The sequence below is a fragment of the Bacillus capparidis genome, from assembly GCF_017832095.1.
In the GTDB taxonomy this organism is placed as follows: Bacteria; Bacillota; Bacilli; order Bacillales; family Bacillaceae; genus Bacillus; species Bacillus gobiensis.
Genome location: NZ_JAFDST010000002.1, coordinates 1,147,106 through 1,161,965 on the forward strand (window position 1 = coordinate 1,147,106; position 14,860 = coordinate 1,161,965).

The following is a 14,860-nucleotide window of genomic DNA, read 5'->3' on the forward strand; positions in this document are numbered from 1 at the left end:
GGTTATCAAAAAAATCCTCAGTTGCAGTTCCTTCCTTTCCTTTATTACTTCTACCGTAACTTGTAAACATGTTGGCTTTATGAAAATTTTGTTAAAAAACCGTAAACTAACTACCCTTTTAAAGCCCTGGAAAATGGTATCTAACCTTAATTTGATTGCGTACTATTATGTATTAATCTATAAAAAGGGGTTGAAACGGAGACTCGTTGAAAACATCTCTGCTTACTAAAAAAATTCAATCTCCGCTATTTTTCATACATGTAAAAAAAATAGCCCTCTAAGCAGGGCTTTAAATTGATTCATTTAATTTTATTCCTAAGTAAACACAGAATCGGTTGCCTTTCTTTATACAAGCCCAGAAACCGATCCTTGAGCCTATGAATAAGCGTCTTAACTTTGTGAAATTGTCATGCTTTTACTTACCGTCTTGGAAACTTGATCTAATTATAACTTTTCCATCGTAATATTATTGTTTTTAAAATATATTTGAATGTTAGCACCTGATGCAAACAATACTTCGAAGCTCAAAGTATCATCATCAACTGATAAGAATTCTTCTTGTACCCAAGAATCTAAAGTAGGATTGAATATCGGGTTTATAGCACCTTGATTTAAATGATTAAATTTGAAATTTGAAATGTTGATAAAAGAAAGTTTCCAACGTTCATTATCATTCTCAAGAATTAAATCAATATTTGTATGCAATAAACTAGTATGACCGAGAGCCAACTTTTCTAACTGATACTCATGGAACCCAAAACCATTAAATCGATCGTAAACCTCAAAAGGTAATCTATCAATTAGACTTTGAAAAGTTTTTGCGTATAAAACACTATTATTATTCCATTGTTGTTCGGCAGCTTCAATTTTTTCCTCATTTAAACCTTCATGGTTAATTGTTGTCAATAAATCGTAAGTGAAATACTTCATTGTATAGCAACTCCAATATAAATTAAAAATTTCCACACCTACTTAACTATAATATAAATAAACTAGCAAATATTTTTTTATCCATTAAAACACATAGAGTCTTTATTCTATTAACGCCTCCTAAAACCCCTTACACTCCATCATCGAATATTTGATTCCGACTATTGTACGTTCTTTTTATCAGTTTTTATCCATATCACTTCCTGCTGGAATATTTTAAAATTACAAAAACCATTGTGCAAAAGTTATAAATTATTTATAATTTAAATCAATGTGAGAAAAAAGAACTGAAAATGTGAGGTTATATATCATGGCTCAAATTACGTTAGAACAAGTAGGACAAGTAGAACAAATTCAGAGTACAATTAAAGAAAAAAATGTAGAACTATTACATCTTCAATTTGTTGACATTGAAGGCATCTTAAAAAATATTACGATCACTACAGATCAATTAGACGATGCTGTAGAGGGTAAAATCATGTTAGATGGTTCATCTATTAAAGGTTTTTCCCCTATTAATAAATCGGATTGTTACTTATTACCTGATTTAAATACGTTCGCAGTGATGCCTTGGACTGAAACAGAAGGTTATGCAGAAGCACGTTTCCTTTGCTCTGTTACAAATACGGATGGAACATTGTTTGAGGGCGATACACGTAACGTTCTTAAGAAAACAGTTGCACGTGCTGCTGAAAAAGGCTATACCATTTCTGTTGGTCCCGAATTAGAATTTTTCTTATTCAAAACAGATGAAAAAGGATATCCAACTACAGAACTAGGTGATTTAGGCGGATACTTTGAGCCGTCTCCAAAAGATTTAGGAGAAAAAGTTCGAGTTGAAATTTTCAAAACATTAAAAGCAATGGGATTCACAATTGAAGCTCTTCACCATGAAGTTGCAGAAGGACAACATGAAATTAGCTTTAAATATGCTGACGCTTTAGGTGCAGCAGATTTAGCAATAACATACAAATGGGTTGTTAAAACAATTGCAGCTCAGTTTGGATTGCATGCATCATTTATGCCGAAACCAGTTTTTGGAATCAACGGCTCAGGAATGCATGTTAACATGTCATTCTTTAAAGATGGAGAAAATCTATTCTTTGATGAGTCTGATGAATTACAACTTTCAAATGAAGCATATTCATTTATTGCTGGATTATTAGAGAATATGAAAGGTTTTGTTGCGATTACAAACCCTCTAGTAAACTCTTACAAACGTTTGGTACCAGGTTATGAAGCTCCTTGCTACCTTGCTTGGTCTGCTTCAAACCGTTCAGCGTTAATTCGTATTCCTGCAGCACGTGGAATGGGTACGCGTGTTGAGTTACGTTGTCCAGATCCTTCTTCTAATCCATATTTAACTTTTGCAGTCATTGCTTCTGCAGGTTTAGATGGTGTAGAAAAAGGATTACAAGCACCCGCTCCAATCAACGAGGATATCTTCCATATGACAGATGCACGTCGAAAAGAGCTTGGAATTGACAGTTTACCGGCTGGATTAGAAGCAGCAATTGCTGAATTGGAAGCTGGAGAAATTGGTCTTAAAACGCTTGGAGAACATGTATTCAATGAATATGTAGCTGCGAAAAAAGCAGAGTGGGACGACTACCGCACAACTGTTCATGATTGGGAAATTAAAAACTATCAATATAAATTCTAATTTGCAAAATAAAAGAAGAAAATGAAACTGCCACAGCCCTGAATTCGACGGGGATGTGGCAGTTTCATTTATTTTGTAAAAGGTCATGTATAATTGTAGTAGTGCATGTACGTTTCGTTTCACCCTTGATTGGGTGCTGAATTCTTACGCCTATTGCGAGGAATGGAAGGATTCGACTACGGCATTATTCACATCATTGGTTCTTGCGTTGTTACAGGTTAGCGAACCCTTTATGAGGTGTCAGAGGATTTTGCCATTGCAGAAGATTTATAGAAAAGAGGAATATTGTGAAAAAAATACACTATCTCAGTCTCATTACAGTTGTTATCTTTTCTTTGGTTCCTAGAATTGGGATTCAAATTGAAGAGTCTCACTATTTTTTGGGATTTCCGGCTCAGTGGTTAGCTTATTATGGAGGTTGGCTAATTAGTTTTAAAGTATGGAATTTGTTGTTTGATTTTTTTGTTTTCTATTTTGCTTTTATCATATTAAAAAAACTAGGAAAAGAGATACAAGTTCCGGGATAGCCCATAATATAAGTGAGTAGAGAATGCATAATGAATATTTCTTTTGATTTTGGAACTTAAGAAACTACCTTTAAATTAAGTGATTTGCACTACAACCCTCAAGTACAACTATTTTATGCGATTAGCGATGATTTTGTTTTTGGGAAATAGTCCAAAAAAACCTGAGAAACAAAATCATCGTTTTTCGTTTTTCTCCAATTTACTCATTCTATCCAGAACCAATCCTCTAGTCGGTAGATAGATGTGAACATAACCCATTCTCAAATTTTGAGAAACAGGCTTACTTATTGATTAGCTCTAACGCTCGTTTATGAAATTCTTCTTCTGTAATTTTGCCTTCTAGATGTTCTAGAATAAGAGCTTCTTCTTCGGCTGTTACATAAAGCCCTTCAACGGCAAGTGAAGCTTTAGCGCTGCGGACAGCTTTTTCTAATTGATTTTGGTTGCTCATTTCATCAGTCCTTATTTAATATAGTTTCTTTTTTAAATTTCAAAAATTAATGTTATAGTGGCACTTATACCACTTACTTTTTAGTAACCTCACTTATGATACGGTTCTCCGTGATGTATCTAAATGAGGTTCTATATATTTCTGCTCTGTAAAAGGGTAGGTTTGGTAATTCACTATAAGAAAAATACATTTTAATATCGTCCATCTATTTCACTTTTCTTATTAATGACAGAGCTTCTTACTATCTATTTTTTTGATTTTTTCCACCGCCATTTTTACCTCCCCCTAAACTTCTATGAATAGCACTTGCGCATACTTCAGTCAATGGTTGTCCAATTGCTTCTTTATAGTTAAAACCCAACAATTGCATTGTCTTTAAGGTGTCTTTATTTACTAAACTAATTAACACTTCAACTTGACCGCTATTTAATGTTGGTGAAGTGCTAAATAATTCAACTACATGTTTAATAGTTTTCTGAAGATGCTCAATGTCATCGTCGCTAATAGTAATTTTTTCGTATAGGGCTTTATATTCACGTGCTACCATTTCTAATTCCATTTTATCTTGCAATAAATTAGAGATTATTTCATCATAAATGAGTTGTTTCTCACCTTCTTCTTTTTTTTCCTTTGCTTGCGTTATTTTAGTACTAACCCAACTATACGAGCTTTTACCTAAAGCTTCTGCAAGTCTTGTACCTAAATTTATAACTTGTTCTTCCATAATTTATTCCTCCTCTGTTATTGTCAGTAAATATAACACAAATAAATTTAACTAAATTATAGAATACTGTTCGAAACCAAGGGATAACTACCCCCGCTGCAACATCCTAATAAGCTCCATTATGTTGTAGCAATCTCTTCCTTTGGCTTACTTTTGGTTTCTCTTAAATCCTTGGCAATTAAAATCTCAGGGATATATCCTAACATCCTCATCTTTGTTAACCACTCGATGATTTCTATCTTGAGGTAAATTGATTTGTTAATTGAAAAATCGATTGTTCCATCTTCTAGAATAATATTTTCAGACTGTAGCACTAAAAGCATTGAGACTTTTTTAACTCTATCTATACCATGAACTTCTAATGCATCACTTTGGGTATTAAATATTTCAGCACTGTGAATCGATTGCTGAATACAGTAACGTATATCAGGAGTACTTCCTATTTTGACATGAATTAAGGCATTCTCTTTAACATCATAAAGGTCAGCAAACTCAACATTTTTATAAAAATGTTGCCCCTTCTTTCTATCAAGTAAAATAAAATTGAATTCATCCTTTAAGAAAATGTTAAAAGGATATTCCGCATATGCAACTTGGTCATACTCTTCTATATCTGATGCTTGAATCTCCCTTCCTTTTTCTAAGGCTTTATCAGTGAGATTATAACCTGGAATGAAGATTGCACACTCATTAACCTTAACTATTTCTCGCTCAATAAAATCCATATAAGACTTATTGAAACTTGCCCATTTTCCTTTATATAAACAATAATCTTTTCTGCGATATTCAGTACTATAGTCTAAGATTTTAAGTAAGCTGATTTGGCTTCCTCTGTCAGACCTTGGTCTTATTGAAACCCTTGATACATCAATACAATCAATCTCATTAAGTTTCTGACCAATAGATTCAATTGAATAAGAATCAAGTAAATAACTTCTTCTATCATAAATCATCTCTACACTGTCTTCTTTTGCTGGTTCTATTAATATACCTCCATCATCTTCCATAAAATATGATAGGCTCACACTTGGTACTACCGTCTTAATTGCGTCTAATAGCATACTATTTAAATCAGAAATCATAGGCTGGTTGTCTACATTATTTTTCAGGAAATTCATTCTTGGTAGGCTTCCTGATTTTTCTTCGTTTAAACATATATAATGTAACTCATGGACGATATCGATAATATCCCTTGGAGTATAATCACTTATTTCAAGTTTTACAGCTGAACCAAATCTCATCTTGTCCTCATACGAATATAGCAAGAAACCAGAATATTTCTCGTCAATATTAATCTTACTTACTAACAATTCATGACTTTCCCCAATTTCTGATGTGACGTATGAATTTGTATTATACTGAGTAAGTGATTTATTCTTTGATTGTTTAAAGAACTTAGCTGATTTAACTTCAATAGAAGTTTCATCATGTATTATCTCTGCAATATCGAAGCCAAAATCCATATCAGCAAAGTTATTAGCGTAGCTATGACCTCTTCCTAAGGATATAGCATATAAATTATTATCTAACTCAAGAATAATCATGCCAAAAGCCGATTCAACAGTTTTTGTTTTTTTAGAGGCATCCCCAAAAAAACCACTCCAATAGTTAGCCCACTCTATTTCAACTGTCTCCTCGGAATCTAACTTAAAGAAAAAATCAATAATTACTTGCTCTACTTTCTCCTCTTCATTTACCACAATTCTACTTGTATATGTTTTACTTTCACCAATTCTACGCATTTCTTTTTCTCGTAAGAATTTAATAAAATCTTCCCTTGTAGTAACCTGCTTATAGATACTTAGTTCCATTCCTTTTCTCCCTTCCTTTTGTATTAAGCTTCTAGCAGGCTACACATGAAAAGGAAGATTTCTTCCTTATTCTTGATTCCGACTGAAGCTTATATTGCTTTTTGTATGCTTTTCAAACAGTAATGAAGCTGAATATCATGTTCATGTCTAAGACCAATCCTTGGAGTAATTAAATCTTGTATCTTTTCTTCATCCACAAACTCTATATCACAACTTCTTTTTTTGATAATTTTCAATTCTCTTTCATTCTCTAATATTACCATAGTCTGGGTGTTAGAAAGGGTACAATTGTCTATTGATTCACCATTACTTAAGTATTCATATAAGCAATAAAATTCGCCCTTTAAATACTCTATAAATTCCTCTTGATAATTACCTTGAATTTCTTGAAAATCATCCAATATCTTATCTTTATTATTTTCATTATCGATAGCTCCTATTTGGTTTTTTGTGCTGTGTTAATTCCGTTGCCAAAGAAACTACAATCCCAACGACTGTTCCCAGCAGAAAGTTTTGCATTACTAATCCCCCTTTTTTTTCCAAAATAAGTGTTCTTCTTTATAAATACATAGATGGATACTCCAAACGCCACACCTGCTTTAAATGAGTCAATTGGTGTCATGCTATCACCTCCTTTACCATAAAATCACGCACGAAAAAAGAGACGCAACTCTTTTAGAGCCAACCTCTCTGACGTGTAAAAATATTTAATTGTGCTATCTTTCTGACAACCAGTTCTTCACACAAAGCTAATAGGCTTAACAAGTTTACCATCGTTCAAAAGACCAATGCCGATATCCTTCAGACCTTGCTTATCCTGTAACAAATAAACAACGTTCGATACTCCGCCATCATAGAAGAATACCCAGCAAGTCAGTTCTTATTTGTGTTCTTCTGGAATATTAGCCTTTACCTCTTCGTTTCTTATGTCATCCACTGAAAGGGTTTTAACGTCAGCTTTCCAGTCCTTCCAGGCTAAATGTGGGTGATGCTCCTCCATGTAATTTCTGAATACATTAATAATTCTCAAATGTTATTTGCTCCTTTTTATGAGTCGATTAAAATAGAAAAAGGGGGAGAGAACTCATCCGTAATAGATGAATCCTCCCCCCTTTAAAGTGAAACACAATGTTTCTCATTTCAAGCTCTTCAACAATATTAAGTAAATCCTTTGTTTTGCGAGAAAAGCGATTTACCTTCCAAACTAGCACCAAATCAAAGTCTTTACTTTTGGCATCATGGAGTAATTGTTGTAAAGCAGGTCTACCCTTGATATTCTTACCACTTTCCCCTCGGTCCACGTACTCTTTATGAACAACGTAACCCTCTCACTCGCACATTTCTCTCAGCACCCGGACCTGTTCATCAATACTGTATCCTTCCTCTGCCTGTTCCAACGTGGAGACTCGGGTAAGGTAAATGTCTAGTATGAGTAGTTTGCACATGTACTCAAAAACTTTTTTACCTATTGGGACTTTACTAGTTCAAGTGCAACGAAAGAAATTCATTAAATTCATCCTTATCAAGCGAAATGGCCAATAGATAAACCGAACATTCGTTCCTAGTATTTTTGCGGAATATTAAAAAGAGCAATCTTAAAAGACCACTCTTCTATAGAAACCTCATTTACTTATGATAAGGCTCCCCCCGAATAATCCGAAACCCACGATACACCTGCTCCACCAAAACCAGTCTCATCAACTGATGCGGAAACGTCATTTTAGAAAACGACAGCTTCTCATCCGCCCGCTTCAATACTTCGTCACTCAAGCCGAGAGATCCGCCAATAACGAAGCTGACTTTGCTCTTTCCGTAAGTTGCAAGCTTATCTATCGTATCAGCGAATTCCTCTGAGGTTTTCATTTTCCCTTCAATAGCGAGGGCGATGACGTGGTCGTCCGGGTTGATTTTGGCGAGGATTCGTTCGCCTTCTTTTTCTTTTACGATTCTCATGTCCTGTTCGCTTAAGTTTTCAGGGGCTTTTTCGTCGGGGAGTTCAATGATGTCCACCTTTGCATAGGCGGATAGGCGTTTGATGTATTCATCGATTCCTTGTTTCAAGTATTTTTCTTTTAGTTTTCCTACGGTAATTATGGTGATTTTCATTGCTCGTCGCTCCTGCATTTGTAGTTATTTCTTATGATTCATTATATCCTACGGCTCTCTAAAACCAAATAACCCCATAAAGTATGGTGATCACAATTATTCCAATTAAAAAAGGACTGCCTGGCAGCCCAAACATTTACCGCAGCAACAAATAAGCAAAAAAGGTCAAGAAAACCAAGATCATGCAAACAGTCAAAAACACTACAATCACATGCGAGGATTCAAAGGTTTGCTCATTGATCTGCTTCCGTTTGCGGAGATAGCTGATCGTTGAAAAAATTAATGTAAAAATTCCTAAGACGATCGATAAATATCCGATTGCCGTAACGATCTTATCTGCCCAATCACTCACTTCAGAAGCAGGGTTAAAATGAAGGTTCGTAACCAAGAAACCTACTCCGCCAATGGCGATCGCCGTCCTGATCCAAGCCAGATAAGTTCGTTCATTTGCAAGATGCTGCTGTATGTATTTCGACTCGACGGTTGCCATTTTTCGTCTCCCTTCACATGGTGTATGGAGCAAACTCTCCTGTACCTATAATTTTACAACACTTATTTAATTAAGAAAAACGCTACAGGAGTTTGCACGCACAGGATTACTCTTTCAAATGGATTTCCTTATTTAAATAATTATAGAGTATTAAAAATATCCTAATCCTGCTAAAAGTACCGGTCCAACAAGTCCTCCTGTTCCAAAAGCTTTTATCCCTATCGAAACGTTTTTCCTTCAACATTCATCCCAAGTCCCTATTTTGAATGACAATATTATATTTATGAAACCGGTTGACACATGATACAGGTTGACATATCATACTAATTGAAAGCGCTTTAATTGATAGCTTAGCAGTCTAAAGAAACCCTAGGTGTTTTATCCACAATTAAGGAGGAGAGCATGTGAAAAAAAATTATCGTTTAGGAGCCTTTGTTACCACTGTGACATTAGTGGCTGGTTTGTTCTCGTACCCAACGAGTTCGATAGCCAATGATTCCAGAGAAGTAAAAGGATTAGGGGAATTACCCGGAGTTCAATTGAATACTAACCGTCATTATTATAATGAGATTTATCGCCCTCAATTCCACTTCACTCCCGAACAGAATTGGATGAATGATCCTAACGGATTGGTTTATTATAAGGGAGAGTATCACCTTTTCTATCAATACAACCCTAAGGGAAACACATGGGGAAATATGAGTTGGGGACATGCTGTTAGTAAGGACCTTTTACATTGGGAACACCTCGATGTGGCTTTGAAACCGGATGAATTAGGGATGATTTTTTCAGGCAGTATGGTTGTAGATAAACATAATACTAGTGGACTCTTTAAAAAAGGTTCAGGCGGATTAGTCGCAATTTTCACTCATGCAGGGGATACGCAGCAACAGAGTATTGCCTATAGTGAGGATAACGGACGGACATGGAAGAAATATAAAGGAAATCCCGTTATTAAAAATCCGGGGATTGCAGATTTTCGTGATCCAAAGGTCTTCTGGCATGAGGATACAAAACAGTGGGTCATGGTCGTAGCAGCTGGTAATCGCATACAAATATATTCATCATCAAATTTGAAGGAATGGGAATATAAGAGTGAATTTGGTGAAGGAATGGGTGCTCATGGAGGTGTCTGGGAATGCCCTGATCTATTTGAAATACCTGTAGACGGTAATCCAAACCATACAAAATGGGTATTGGGCGTAGATATTAACCCAGGTGCAGTTGCAGGTGGTTCTGGTGGACAATATTTTATAGGGGATTTTGATGGGAAAACCTTCAAAACTAAGCAAGAGCCAAAAGAGATTAACTGGGTGGATTATGGAAAGGATTTCTATGCTAGTCAATCTTGGGACAATATGAATCAGCGACGAGTATGGATAGCTTGGATGAATAATTGGAATTATGCTGAAAAAATCCCTACATCTCCTTGGCGCAGTGCTATGTCCATACCGCGAGAAGTGGGGCTAAAAAAGACAGATAATGGTGAGATCCTGCTCACTCAGAAACCAATACATGAGATAAAGAAAATTAGGGATAAAAAATTTGAATTTAAAAACCGTAAGATTCAATCGGAGAATATCAAAATTCCAAAGATAAGTGGACAGACACAGGAGATTGTAGCTGAGTTTGAATTAGGTTCAGCAGATGAGTTTGGCTTTTATGTTCGAAAAGGACACGGGGAGTTCACAAAAGTCGGATATGATGCAAAGAAGAGAGAACTATTTGTTGATCGGAGAAAATCTGGACGAACTGACTTCAGTGAAGACTTCGCCGGTGTTTATACAGCCCCATTAGATTCAGAGGACAATAAAATTAAGATGCATATTTTCATTGATCGTTCTTCCGTTGAAGTTTTTGGAAACGATGGTGAAAGGGTTCTGACCAATCAAATTTTCCCTGACCCTAGTAGTGATGGATTAGAGATCTATTCAAAAGATGGAGATGTTAAGATAACTTCTTTGGATGTATACAAATTAGGTAGCACTTGGGATAAATAGATAAAGTTATAAAATACACGTGTCAGAATTGGCACTTGTACTATAATGGACCTCCTTAGGATCTGGTAAAAAAGAAGCCTTCGCTCTTATTGAGCAAAGGCTTTTTGACGAGTTTTGGGGGACTCAATTATACAATTAAAAAAACAATCCTTTGCCCGAACTTTTTCTTATGTTTATTTGCCCATCATGAAAAATAAAAAAAGTGTTGAGGCTTTTATCAATGTGCTTCATTAAAAGGTATCAGTAGATTGCACTCAGACCAATTTCATTGAGAGGCTGCCGCCTTAAGCATCTACTTTACGATAAGTTAACCCGTATGAAGGACTTTTTTCTGGCTTTCTTACGCCTTTTTGGCCTTCACAACCTCTATGAAGGACTTTTCCCTGGCTTTCTGACTTCTTTTTGGCCTACAGAATTCATAGCCTTCTAGCTCAGCTTCAAAATGATAATACTCATTTACTGCTTGATCAACACCGTATTCGATCCTTACTGGTTAACTTAGCATCTTTTAGCGCTTGTTCCACATTGTCATATCTAGATAGATACATTACTTTTCCATTTTCTATTCTCATGTGGGAAGAGACATCAGCTTCTCCTTTTATATTTCCTTCTTCGTCCTTCCAAACTCCGTGCTGTTCGAAAAAACTGCATTGCCCTTCGCATACATATTATTAGTGCTTAGCGTCAGTCCAGCCCGCTTCCCGCTTGATCCATTCAATTAATAGCTGATGGCCTGATCCAGAGCCTTTTGGGGCGGCTTATTGTGTCAAGAAAACTCACACGGTACGCCTGGTTTTCCACTTACTAAAAGTATGAATAAATTATTTGTAAAAGATTAAAAAAAAGGTGGATAAACCATTTCAGAAGCTGTTATAATCCATACGTGATAATTTGATTGTAAAGGTGGCTAACATGGGGAAATCATCTTGCAGATACGTTGTAAATGCTGTCGGTAAGTGTGGAGAAACTTACTACACTCACTGTCAGGACAAACAAGAGCTAAAAAAATGGATTGCTGACCATCAAGAGAAGATAATTATGGATGAGTTGAGGATTAACGATAAATTTAAAAATCCCCTCATGAAATTATTCAATCTTAAAAATAAATAAATGCAAAAGACGCCGATATGCCGGCGTCTTTTTTGGTATTTGCCCCTTATTCATTGTTACCTACCCACTTTAACGCCCATTTGTCCATTTCCTTCAAAACATTTTGGAAATCCTCGCCTTTTTCTGTCAATGAATATTCTACGGTTACTGGTATCGTTGGGAAAACCTGCCGGTGGACAAAGCCATTTTGTTCTAATTGGCGCAGTGTGTTTGTGAGAGACTGCGGCCTGATGATTTCGATCTTTTTTTGTAGTTGATTGTATCGTATTGGTCCTTGAGCCAGCTCCGCAATTACCGGAAAGGACCACTTCGAGCCAATAATCTGTAAGACTTGACAAATATTTGAACAAATTTTTTCGTTTTCTTCAAAAGAGCTTTCCAAAATGACACCTCCCAACAAAAGTTAGTTTATCAAATAAATCTTATGTATGAGTAATTCAATCATGTTTACGTATTTAACTCCATTTTTTGAAACTATCCTTCATTTAAATACTTCTGGTGTCGGTCTCATGATGCTTGTATTAGGAGTGGTTGGAGTAATCGGCTCACGCTTGGATGGATCAGGTGTCGATGCTTGGGGAACTGTCCGCATGATTTCTCTTAGTTTTTTAGTTTCATTTGGTGCTCTTGCTTTTCTGCCTATGTTTACGGCAATACTGCCTATTGGATTGGTTTTATTAACGATTTGGATGATGTTTATCTTTATGGCGGCTCCTGGTATTAATTCGTACTTTATTCAACAAGCACCTCAGTCAAGCAATTTCATACTTGGTTTGAACACATCGATTATACATTTAGGAATGGCTATTGGTGCAGGTTTAGGGGGAATTCTTGTGAATTCGGCATCCACAGTCCTTTATCATCCATGGGCAGCGAGCAGTACGATAGCTTTGGGGTTGGCTGCGGCCATTGTCTCTTTCTCGATACGAAAAAGGAATTATTCTGAAACGGCATAGCAAACGGGCTGTTTTTCCTTTTGGAAATACAGCCTGATTTTCCTCCATATTAATAAAACGCTTACATTTTTTGCTGCAAATTTTTAGGAATAGATGGTTGATCTTTATTAATTATTCCTATTTTTTCTTTCCTAACCGTTAAAAGCTGAATACTTGTAAGGATTAACATCAAGGCAAGAAAAGCAATACCAAAAACCACACTCCCTGTGGCATCATTTAAAATCCCTATCATATAAGGACCAATAAACCCACCAAAGTTACCTACTGAATTGACAATACCAATACCAACAACAGCTGCTTCCGCTGTTATCATAGATGAAGCGAAAGCCCAATAGGGACCAGAAAAACTATACAAACCGGCTGTGGTTACACAAATTAAAATGACAGAAACAATAGGATGAGGCGAAATCAACACTCCTATTAAACCTAGCGATCCGAGTAGAGGCCCTATCGCTGAGTGATACTTTCTCTCCCCCGTCCGATCGGAATTTCTTCCTACTAATACCATAGTAATTGCACCACATAAAAACGGAATCATGGTGACAAATCCTAAGGTTGCGTCTGTAAAAAGTTCTGATAGTGATTGGATGATGCGCGGCATCCAGAAACTGATACCATATAATCCTATAACAAAGGTGAGATTGATAAAAGTAAATCTCCAGACAACCTTGTTCTTAAAAACTTCTTTCATTGAAAGACTATTAACCTTAATTTTACTTTCCTTTTCCTTATTTAATTCCGAGTTTAACCATCCTTTTTCTTCCGATGTTAACCATTTTGCTTTTTCCGGTTTATCAATTAAATAGAAAAAGGTGATAATACCTAACACAACTGCTGGCAAGCCTGCTAAAATAAAAAGCCATCGCCAACCTGGCATACCCGCCCAATGGATATTTTCTACGATCCAGGTTGATAAAGGGGCACCTAAAGCATTAGCAATTGGCGGAGCTGTCATGAATAGTGCGACAACCTTTGCACGTTCTTTTTGTCTGAACCAAAAAGTAATATACAAGATCATCCCGGGAAAAAAACCTGCTTCCGCAACCCCTAATAAAAATCGAAGAATAAGAAGATGAGTAGCACTTTCAACCCACGCAGTTATAACGGTTACAATCCCCCAAGTAACTAGGATACGGCCAATCCATTTTCTCGCCCCGAACTTATTTAGCAATAGATTACTAGGGATTTCAAATAGAAAATATCCGATAAAAAATATCCCTGAGAGCAGACCGAACGTACTGGCAGTTAATTGTAATGCCTCATCCATTCCGCCCATTGAAGAGTAGGTAATACTTACCCGATCTAGAAATGCAACTAAATAAGCAATGAACATGTATGGAACAATTCGTAATGTTACTTTCCTTATCGTCCTCTTTTCAAGTGATAAGACTGCCATCTTTTCTCTCCTCCTTCTTTTAATCCGTTATAACTGGCATTCTGTTTATATTTGGATCAGTAAAAATGTCGTTTTCATCTGTGCTTGTTGAAGAAAATTCTGAAACAATAGCGCCGTCTTTCCCAGCTTGGAACCAGTGCGGTGTATTCGGTTGAATCGTGTATTGTTCTCCAGGATGCAACGTGATTTCATGCCAAACTGTTAAATACAAATTATAATTAGCGGGAATTACGGAATGCGGGTTTTCTGTTTTAGGTCCCGGCACATATAAGTAAACAAGACCTTGCCTGCATCGGAATGTCTCTTCTTTCCCTTTTTCATTATTTACAGGCGGGTGTAAATGCTCCGGACACGTTTGGAAAGGAAGTAATATCAGTTCTTTTGCACAATAGCGATTCGTATTGATATAGGTAATTAACTGTAATCCAAGCTCGCGAATACGACCTAAACCAAAATCGGCAATTTCTAGTGACTCGGTTTCACTAGGAGAAAGAACAATACCAGCTTTGTTAAGTAAATCCATGCATTCATGCTTTATTGATTCATACTCTTTTCGGCTCACCATGAATGTAACCCCTTTCATTTCGATTGTGATCATTGTATCTCGGAGGTATTGGCTATGGCTATATCTGAAACACATATATGATTGTCTAAAATTCAGGTTTTTAAAATTTAGGATGTAACATATGAATTTTG

The 14,860-nt window shown here is 36.1% G+C and carries 17 protein-coding genes and 1 pseudogene; 5 read left to right on the forward strand and 13 right to left on the reverse strand.

Annotation, left to right across the window (positions count from 1 at the left end; genetic code table 11):
* Window positions 1–444: 444 nt before the first annotated feature.
* Entirely contained in the window at window positions 445–930 is a 486-nt protein-coding gene (locus tag JOC74_RS12830; protein WP_053604937.1) for a hypothetical protein, read from the reverse strand.
* Between the two features lie 310 nt (window positions 931–1,240).
* On the opposite strand from JOC74_RS12830, the gene glnA reads away from it, so the two are divergent.
* Together glnA and JOC74_RS12840 are read left to right on the forward strand one after the other, a co-directional pair.
* Complete coding sequence (glnA, locus tag JOC74_RS12835) at window positions 1,241–2,593, forward strand: type I glutamate--ammonia ligase (protein WP_053604938.1); 1,353 nt, start codon at window positions 1,241–1,243, stop codon at window positions 2,591–2,593.
* Window positions 2,594–2,880: 287 nt separating this feature from the next.
* Entirely contained in the window at window positions 2,881–3,120 is a 240-nt protein-coding gene (locus JOC74_RS12840; protein WP_053604939.1) for a hypothetical protein, read from the forward strand.
* Window positions 3,121–3,400: 280 nt separating this feature from the next.
* On the opposite strand, the gene JOC74_RS12845 is transcribed toward JOC74_RS12840, so the two are convergent.
* The 9 genes and pseudogenes from JOC74_RS12845 to JOC74_RS12885 all read right to left on the reverse strand — a co-directional run bounded on the left by JOC74_RS12845 (window position 3,401) and on the right by JOC74_RS12885 (window position 8,702).
* The gene (locus JOC74_RS12845; protein WP_192841118.1) at window positions 3,401–3,571 is read right to left on the reverse strand and encodes an antitoxin VbhA family protein; all 171 of its coding nucleotides are present in this window, start codon (window positions 3,569–3,571) and stop codon (window positions 3,401–3,403) included.
* 241 nt (window positions 3,572–3,812) lie between these two features.
* Window positions 3,813–4,295, reverse strand: a complete 483-nt coding sequence (locus tag JOC74_RS12850; protein ID WP_211086166.1) for a hypothetical protein — start codon at window positions 4,293–4,295, stop codon at window positions 3,813–3,815.
* Between the two features lie 119 nt (window positions 4,296–4,414).
* Complete coding sequence (locus tag JOC74_RS12855; protein WP_053604941.1) at window positions 4,415–6,106, reverse strand: DUF6119 family protein; 1,692 nt, start codon at window positions 6,104–6,106, stop codon at window positions 4,415–4,417.
* An 89-nt stretch (window positions 6,107–6,195) separates the two neighbouring features.
* Window positions 6,196–6,507, reverse strand: coding sequence for a hypothetical protein (locus tag JOC74_RS12860; RefSeq protein WP_225970262.1), 312 nt, complete (start codon window positions 6,505–6,507; stop codon window positions 6,196–6,198).
* Between the two features lie 35 nt (window positions 6,508–6,542).
* On the reverse strand, window positions 6,543–6,728 hold the full coding sequence (locus JOC74_RS12865; protein WP_053604943.1) for a hypothetical protein: 186 nt from the start codon (window positions 6,726–6,728) through the stop codon (window positions 6,543–6,545).
* 258 nt (window positions 6,729–6,986) lie between these two features.
* Window positions 6,987–7,136: a hypothetical protein gene (locus JOC74_RS23535; RefSeq protein WP_225970263.1), complete on the reverse strand. Its 150-nt coding sequence runs from the start codon at window positions 7,134–7,136 to the stop codon at window positions 6,987–6,989.
* A gap of 28 nt (window positions 7,137–7,164) precedes the next feature.
* A pseudogene (locus JOC74_RS23540) lies at window positions 7,165–7,419 on the reverse strand (recombinase family protein); the annotation flags it as partial.
* A 313-nt stretch (window positions 7,420–7,732) separates the two neighbouring features.
* On the reverse strand, window positions 7,733–8,212 hold the full coding sequence (rlmH, locus tag JOC74_RS12880; RefSeq protein ID WP_053604945.1) for a 23S rRNA (pseudouridine(1915)-N(3))-methyltransferase RlmH: 480 nt from the start codon (window positions 8,210–8,212) through the stop codon (window positions 7,733–7,735).
* 136 nt (window positions 8,213–8,348) lie between these two features.
* Complete coding sequence (locus JOC74_RS12885; RefSeq protein WP_053604946.1) at window positions 8,349–8,702, reverse strand: YidH family protein; 354 nt, start codon at window positions 8,700–8,702, stop codon at window positions 8,349–8,351.
* Between the two features lie 404 nt (window positions 8,703–9,106).
* Between JOC74_RS12885 and JOC74_RS12890 the strand changes: the two genes are divergently transcribed.
* Together JOC74_RS12890 and JOC74_RS12895 are read left to right on the forward strand one after the other, a co-directional pair.
* Window positions 9,107–10,702: a glycoside hydrolase family 32 protein gene (locus tag JOC74_RS12890; RefSeq protein WP_053604947.1), complete on the forward strand. Its 1,596-nt coding sequence runs from the start codon at window positions 9,107–9,109 to the stop codon at window positions 10,700–10,702.
* 912 nt (window positions 10,703–11,614) lie between these two features.
* Complete coding sequence (locus JOC74_RS12895) at window positions 11,615–11,812, forward strand: hypothetical protein (RefSeq protein WP_053604948.1); 198 nt, start codon at window positions 11,615–11,617, stop codon at window positions 11,810–11,812.
* Between the two features lie 46 nt (window positions 11,813–11,858).
* Here the strand turns inward: JOC74_RS12895 and JOC74_RS12900 are convergent, their stop codons facing one another.
* Entirely contained in the window at window positions 11,859–12,194 is a 336-nt protein-coding gene (locus tag JOC74_RS12900; RefSeq protein ID WP_211086167.1) for a winged helix-turn-helix transcriptional regulator, read from the reverse strand.
* A 61-nt stretch (window positions 12,195–12,255) separates the two neighbouring features.
* On the opposite strand from JOC74_RS12900, the gene JOC74_RS12905 reads away from it, so the two are divergent.
* Complete coding sequence (locus JOC74_RS12905) at window positions 12,256–12,768, forward strand: MFS transporter (protein ID WP_053604949.1); 513 nt, start codon at window positions 12,256–12,258, stop codon at window positions 12,766–12,768.
* 61 nt (window positions 12,769–12,829) lie between these two features.
* On the opposite strand, the gene JOC74_RS12910 is transcribed toward JOC74_RS12905, so the two are convergent.
* Both JOC74_RS12910 and JOC74_RS12915 read right to left on the reverse strand, forming a co-directional pair.
* Complete coding sequence (locus JOC74_RS12910) at window positions 12,830–14,164, reverse strand: MFS transporter (protein ID WP_053604950.1); 1,335 nt, start codon at window positions 14,162–14,164, stop codon at window positions 12,830–12,832.
* A gap of 19 nt (window positions 14,165–14,183) precedes the next feature.
* Window positions 14,184–14,729, reverse strand: coding sequence for a D-lyxose/D-mannose family sugar isomerase (locus JOC74_RS12915; RefSeq protein WP_098945257.1), 546 nt, complete (start codon window positions 14,727–14,729; stop codon window positions 14,184–14,186).
* Window positions 14,730–14,860: the final 131 nt, after the last annotated feature.

Bases quoted from the DNA above. Each gene is read 5' to 3' on its own strand.
- JOC74_RS12830 (WP_053604937.1), bottom strand. From the start codon at position 930: ATGAAGTATTTCACTTACGATTTATTGACAACAATTAACCATGAAGGT.
- glnA (WP_053604938.1), top strand. From the start codon at position 1,241: ATGGCTCAAATTACGTTAGAACAAGTAGGACAAGTAGAACAAATTCAG.
- JOC74_RS12845 (WP_192841118.1), bottom strand. From the start codon at position 3,571: ATGAGCAACCAAAATCAATTAGAAAAAGCTGTCCGCAGCGCTAAAGCT.
- JOC74_RS12850 (WP_211086166.1), bottom strand. From the start codon at position 4,295: ATGGAAGAACAAGTTATAAATTTAGGTACAAGACTTGCAGAAGCTTTA.
- JOC74_RS12855 (WP_053604941.1), bottom strand. From the start codon at position 6,106: ATGGAACTAAGTATCTATAAGCAGGTTACTACAAGGGAAGATTTTATT.
- JOC74_RS12865 (WP_053604943.1), bottom strand. From the start codon at position 6,728: ATGACACCAATTGACTCATTTAAAGCAGGTGTGGCGTTTGGAGTATCC.
- rlmH (WP_053604945.1), bottom strand. From the start codon at position 8,212: ATGAAAATCACCATAATTACCGTAGGAAAACTAAAAGAAAAATACTTG.
- JOC74_RS12885 (WP_053604946.1), bottom strand. From the start codon at position 8,702: ATGGCAACCGTCGAGTCGAAATACATACAGCAGCATCTTGCAAATGAA.
- JOC74_RS12895 (WP_053604948.1), top strand. From the start codon at position 11,615: ATGGGGAAATCATCTTGCAGATACGTTGTAAATGCTGTCGGTAAGTGT.
- JOC74_RS12905 (WP_053604949.1), top strand. From the start codon at position 12,256: ATGTTTACGTATTTAACTCCATTTTTTGAAACTATCCTTCATTTAAAT.
- JOC74_RS12910 (WP_053604950.1), bottom strand. From the start codon at position 14,164: ATGGCAGTCTTATCACTTGAAAAGAGGACGATAAGGAAAGTAACATTA.
- JOC74_RS12915 (WP_098945257.1), bottom strand. From the start codon at position 14,729: ATGGTGAGCCGAAAAGAGTATGAATCAATAAAGCATGAATGCATGGAT.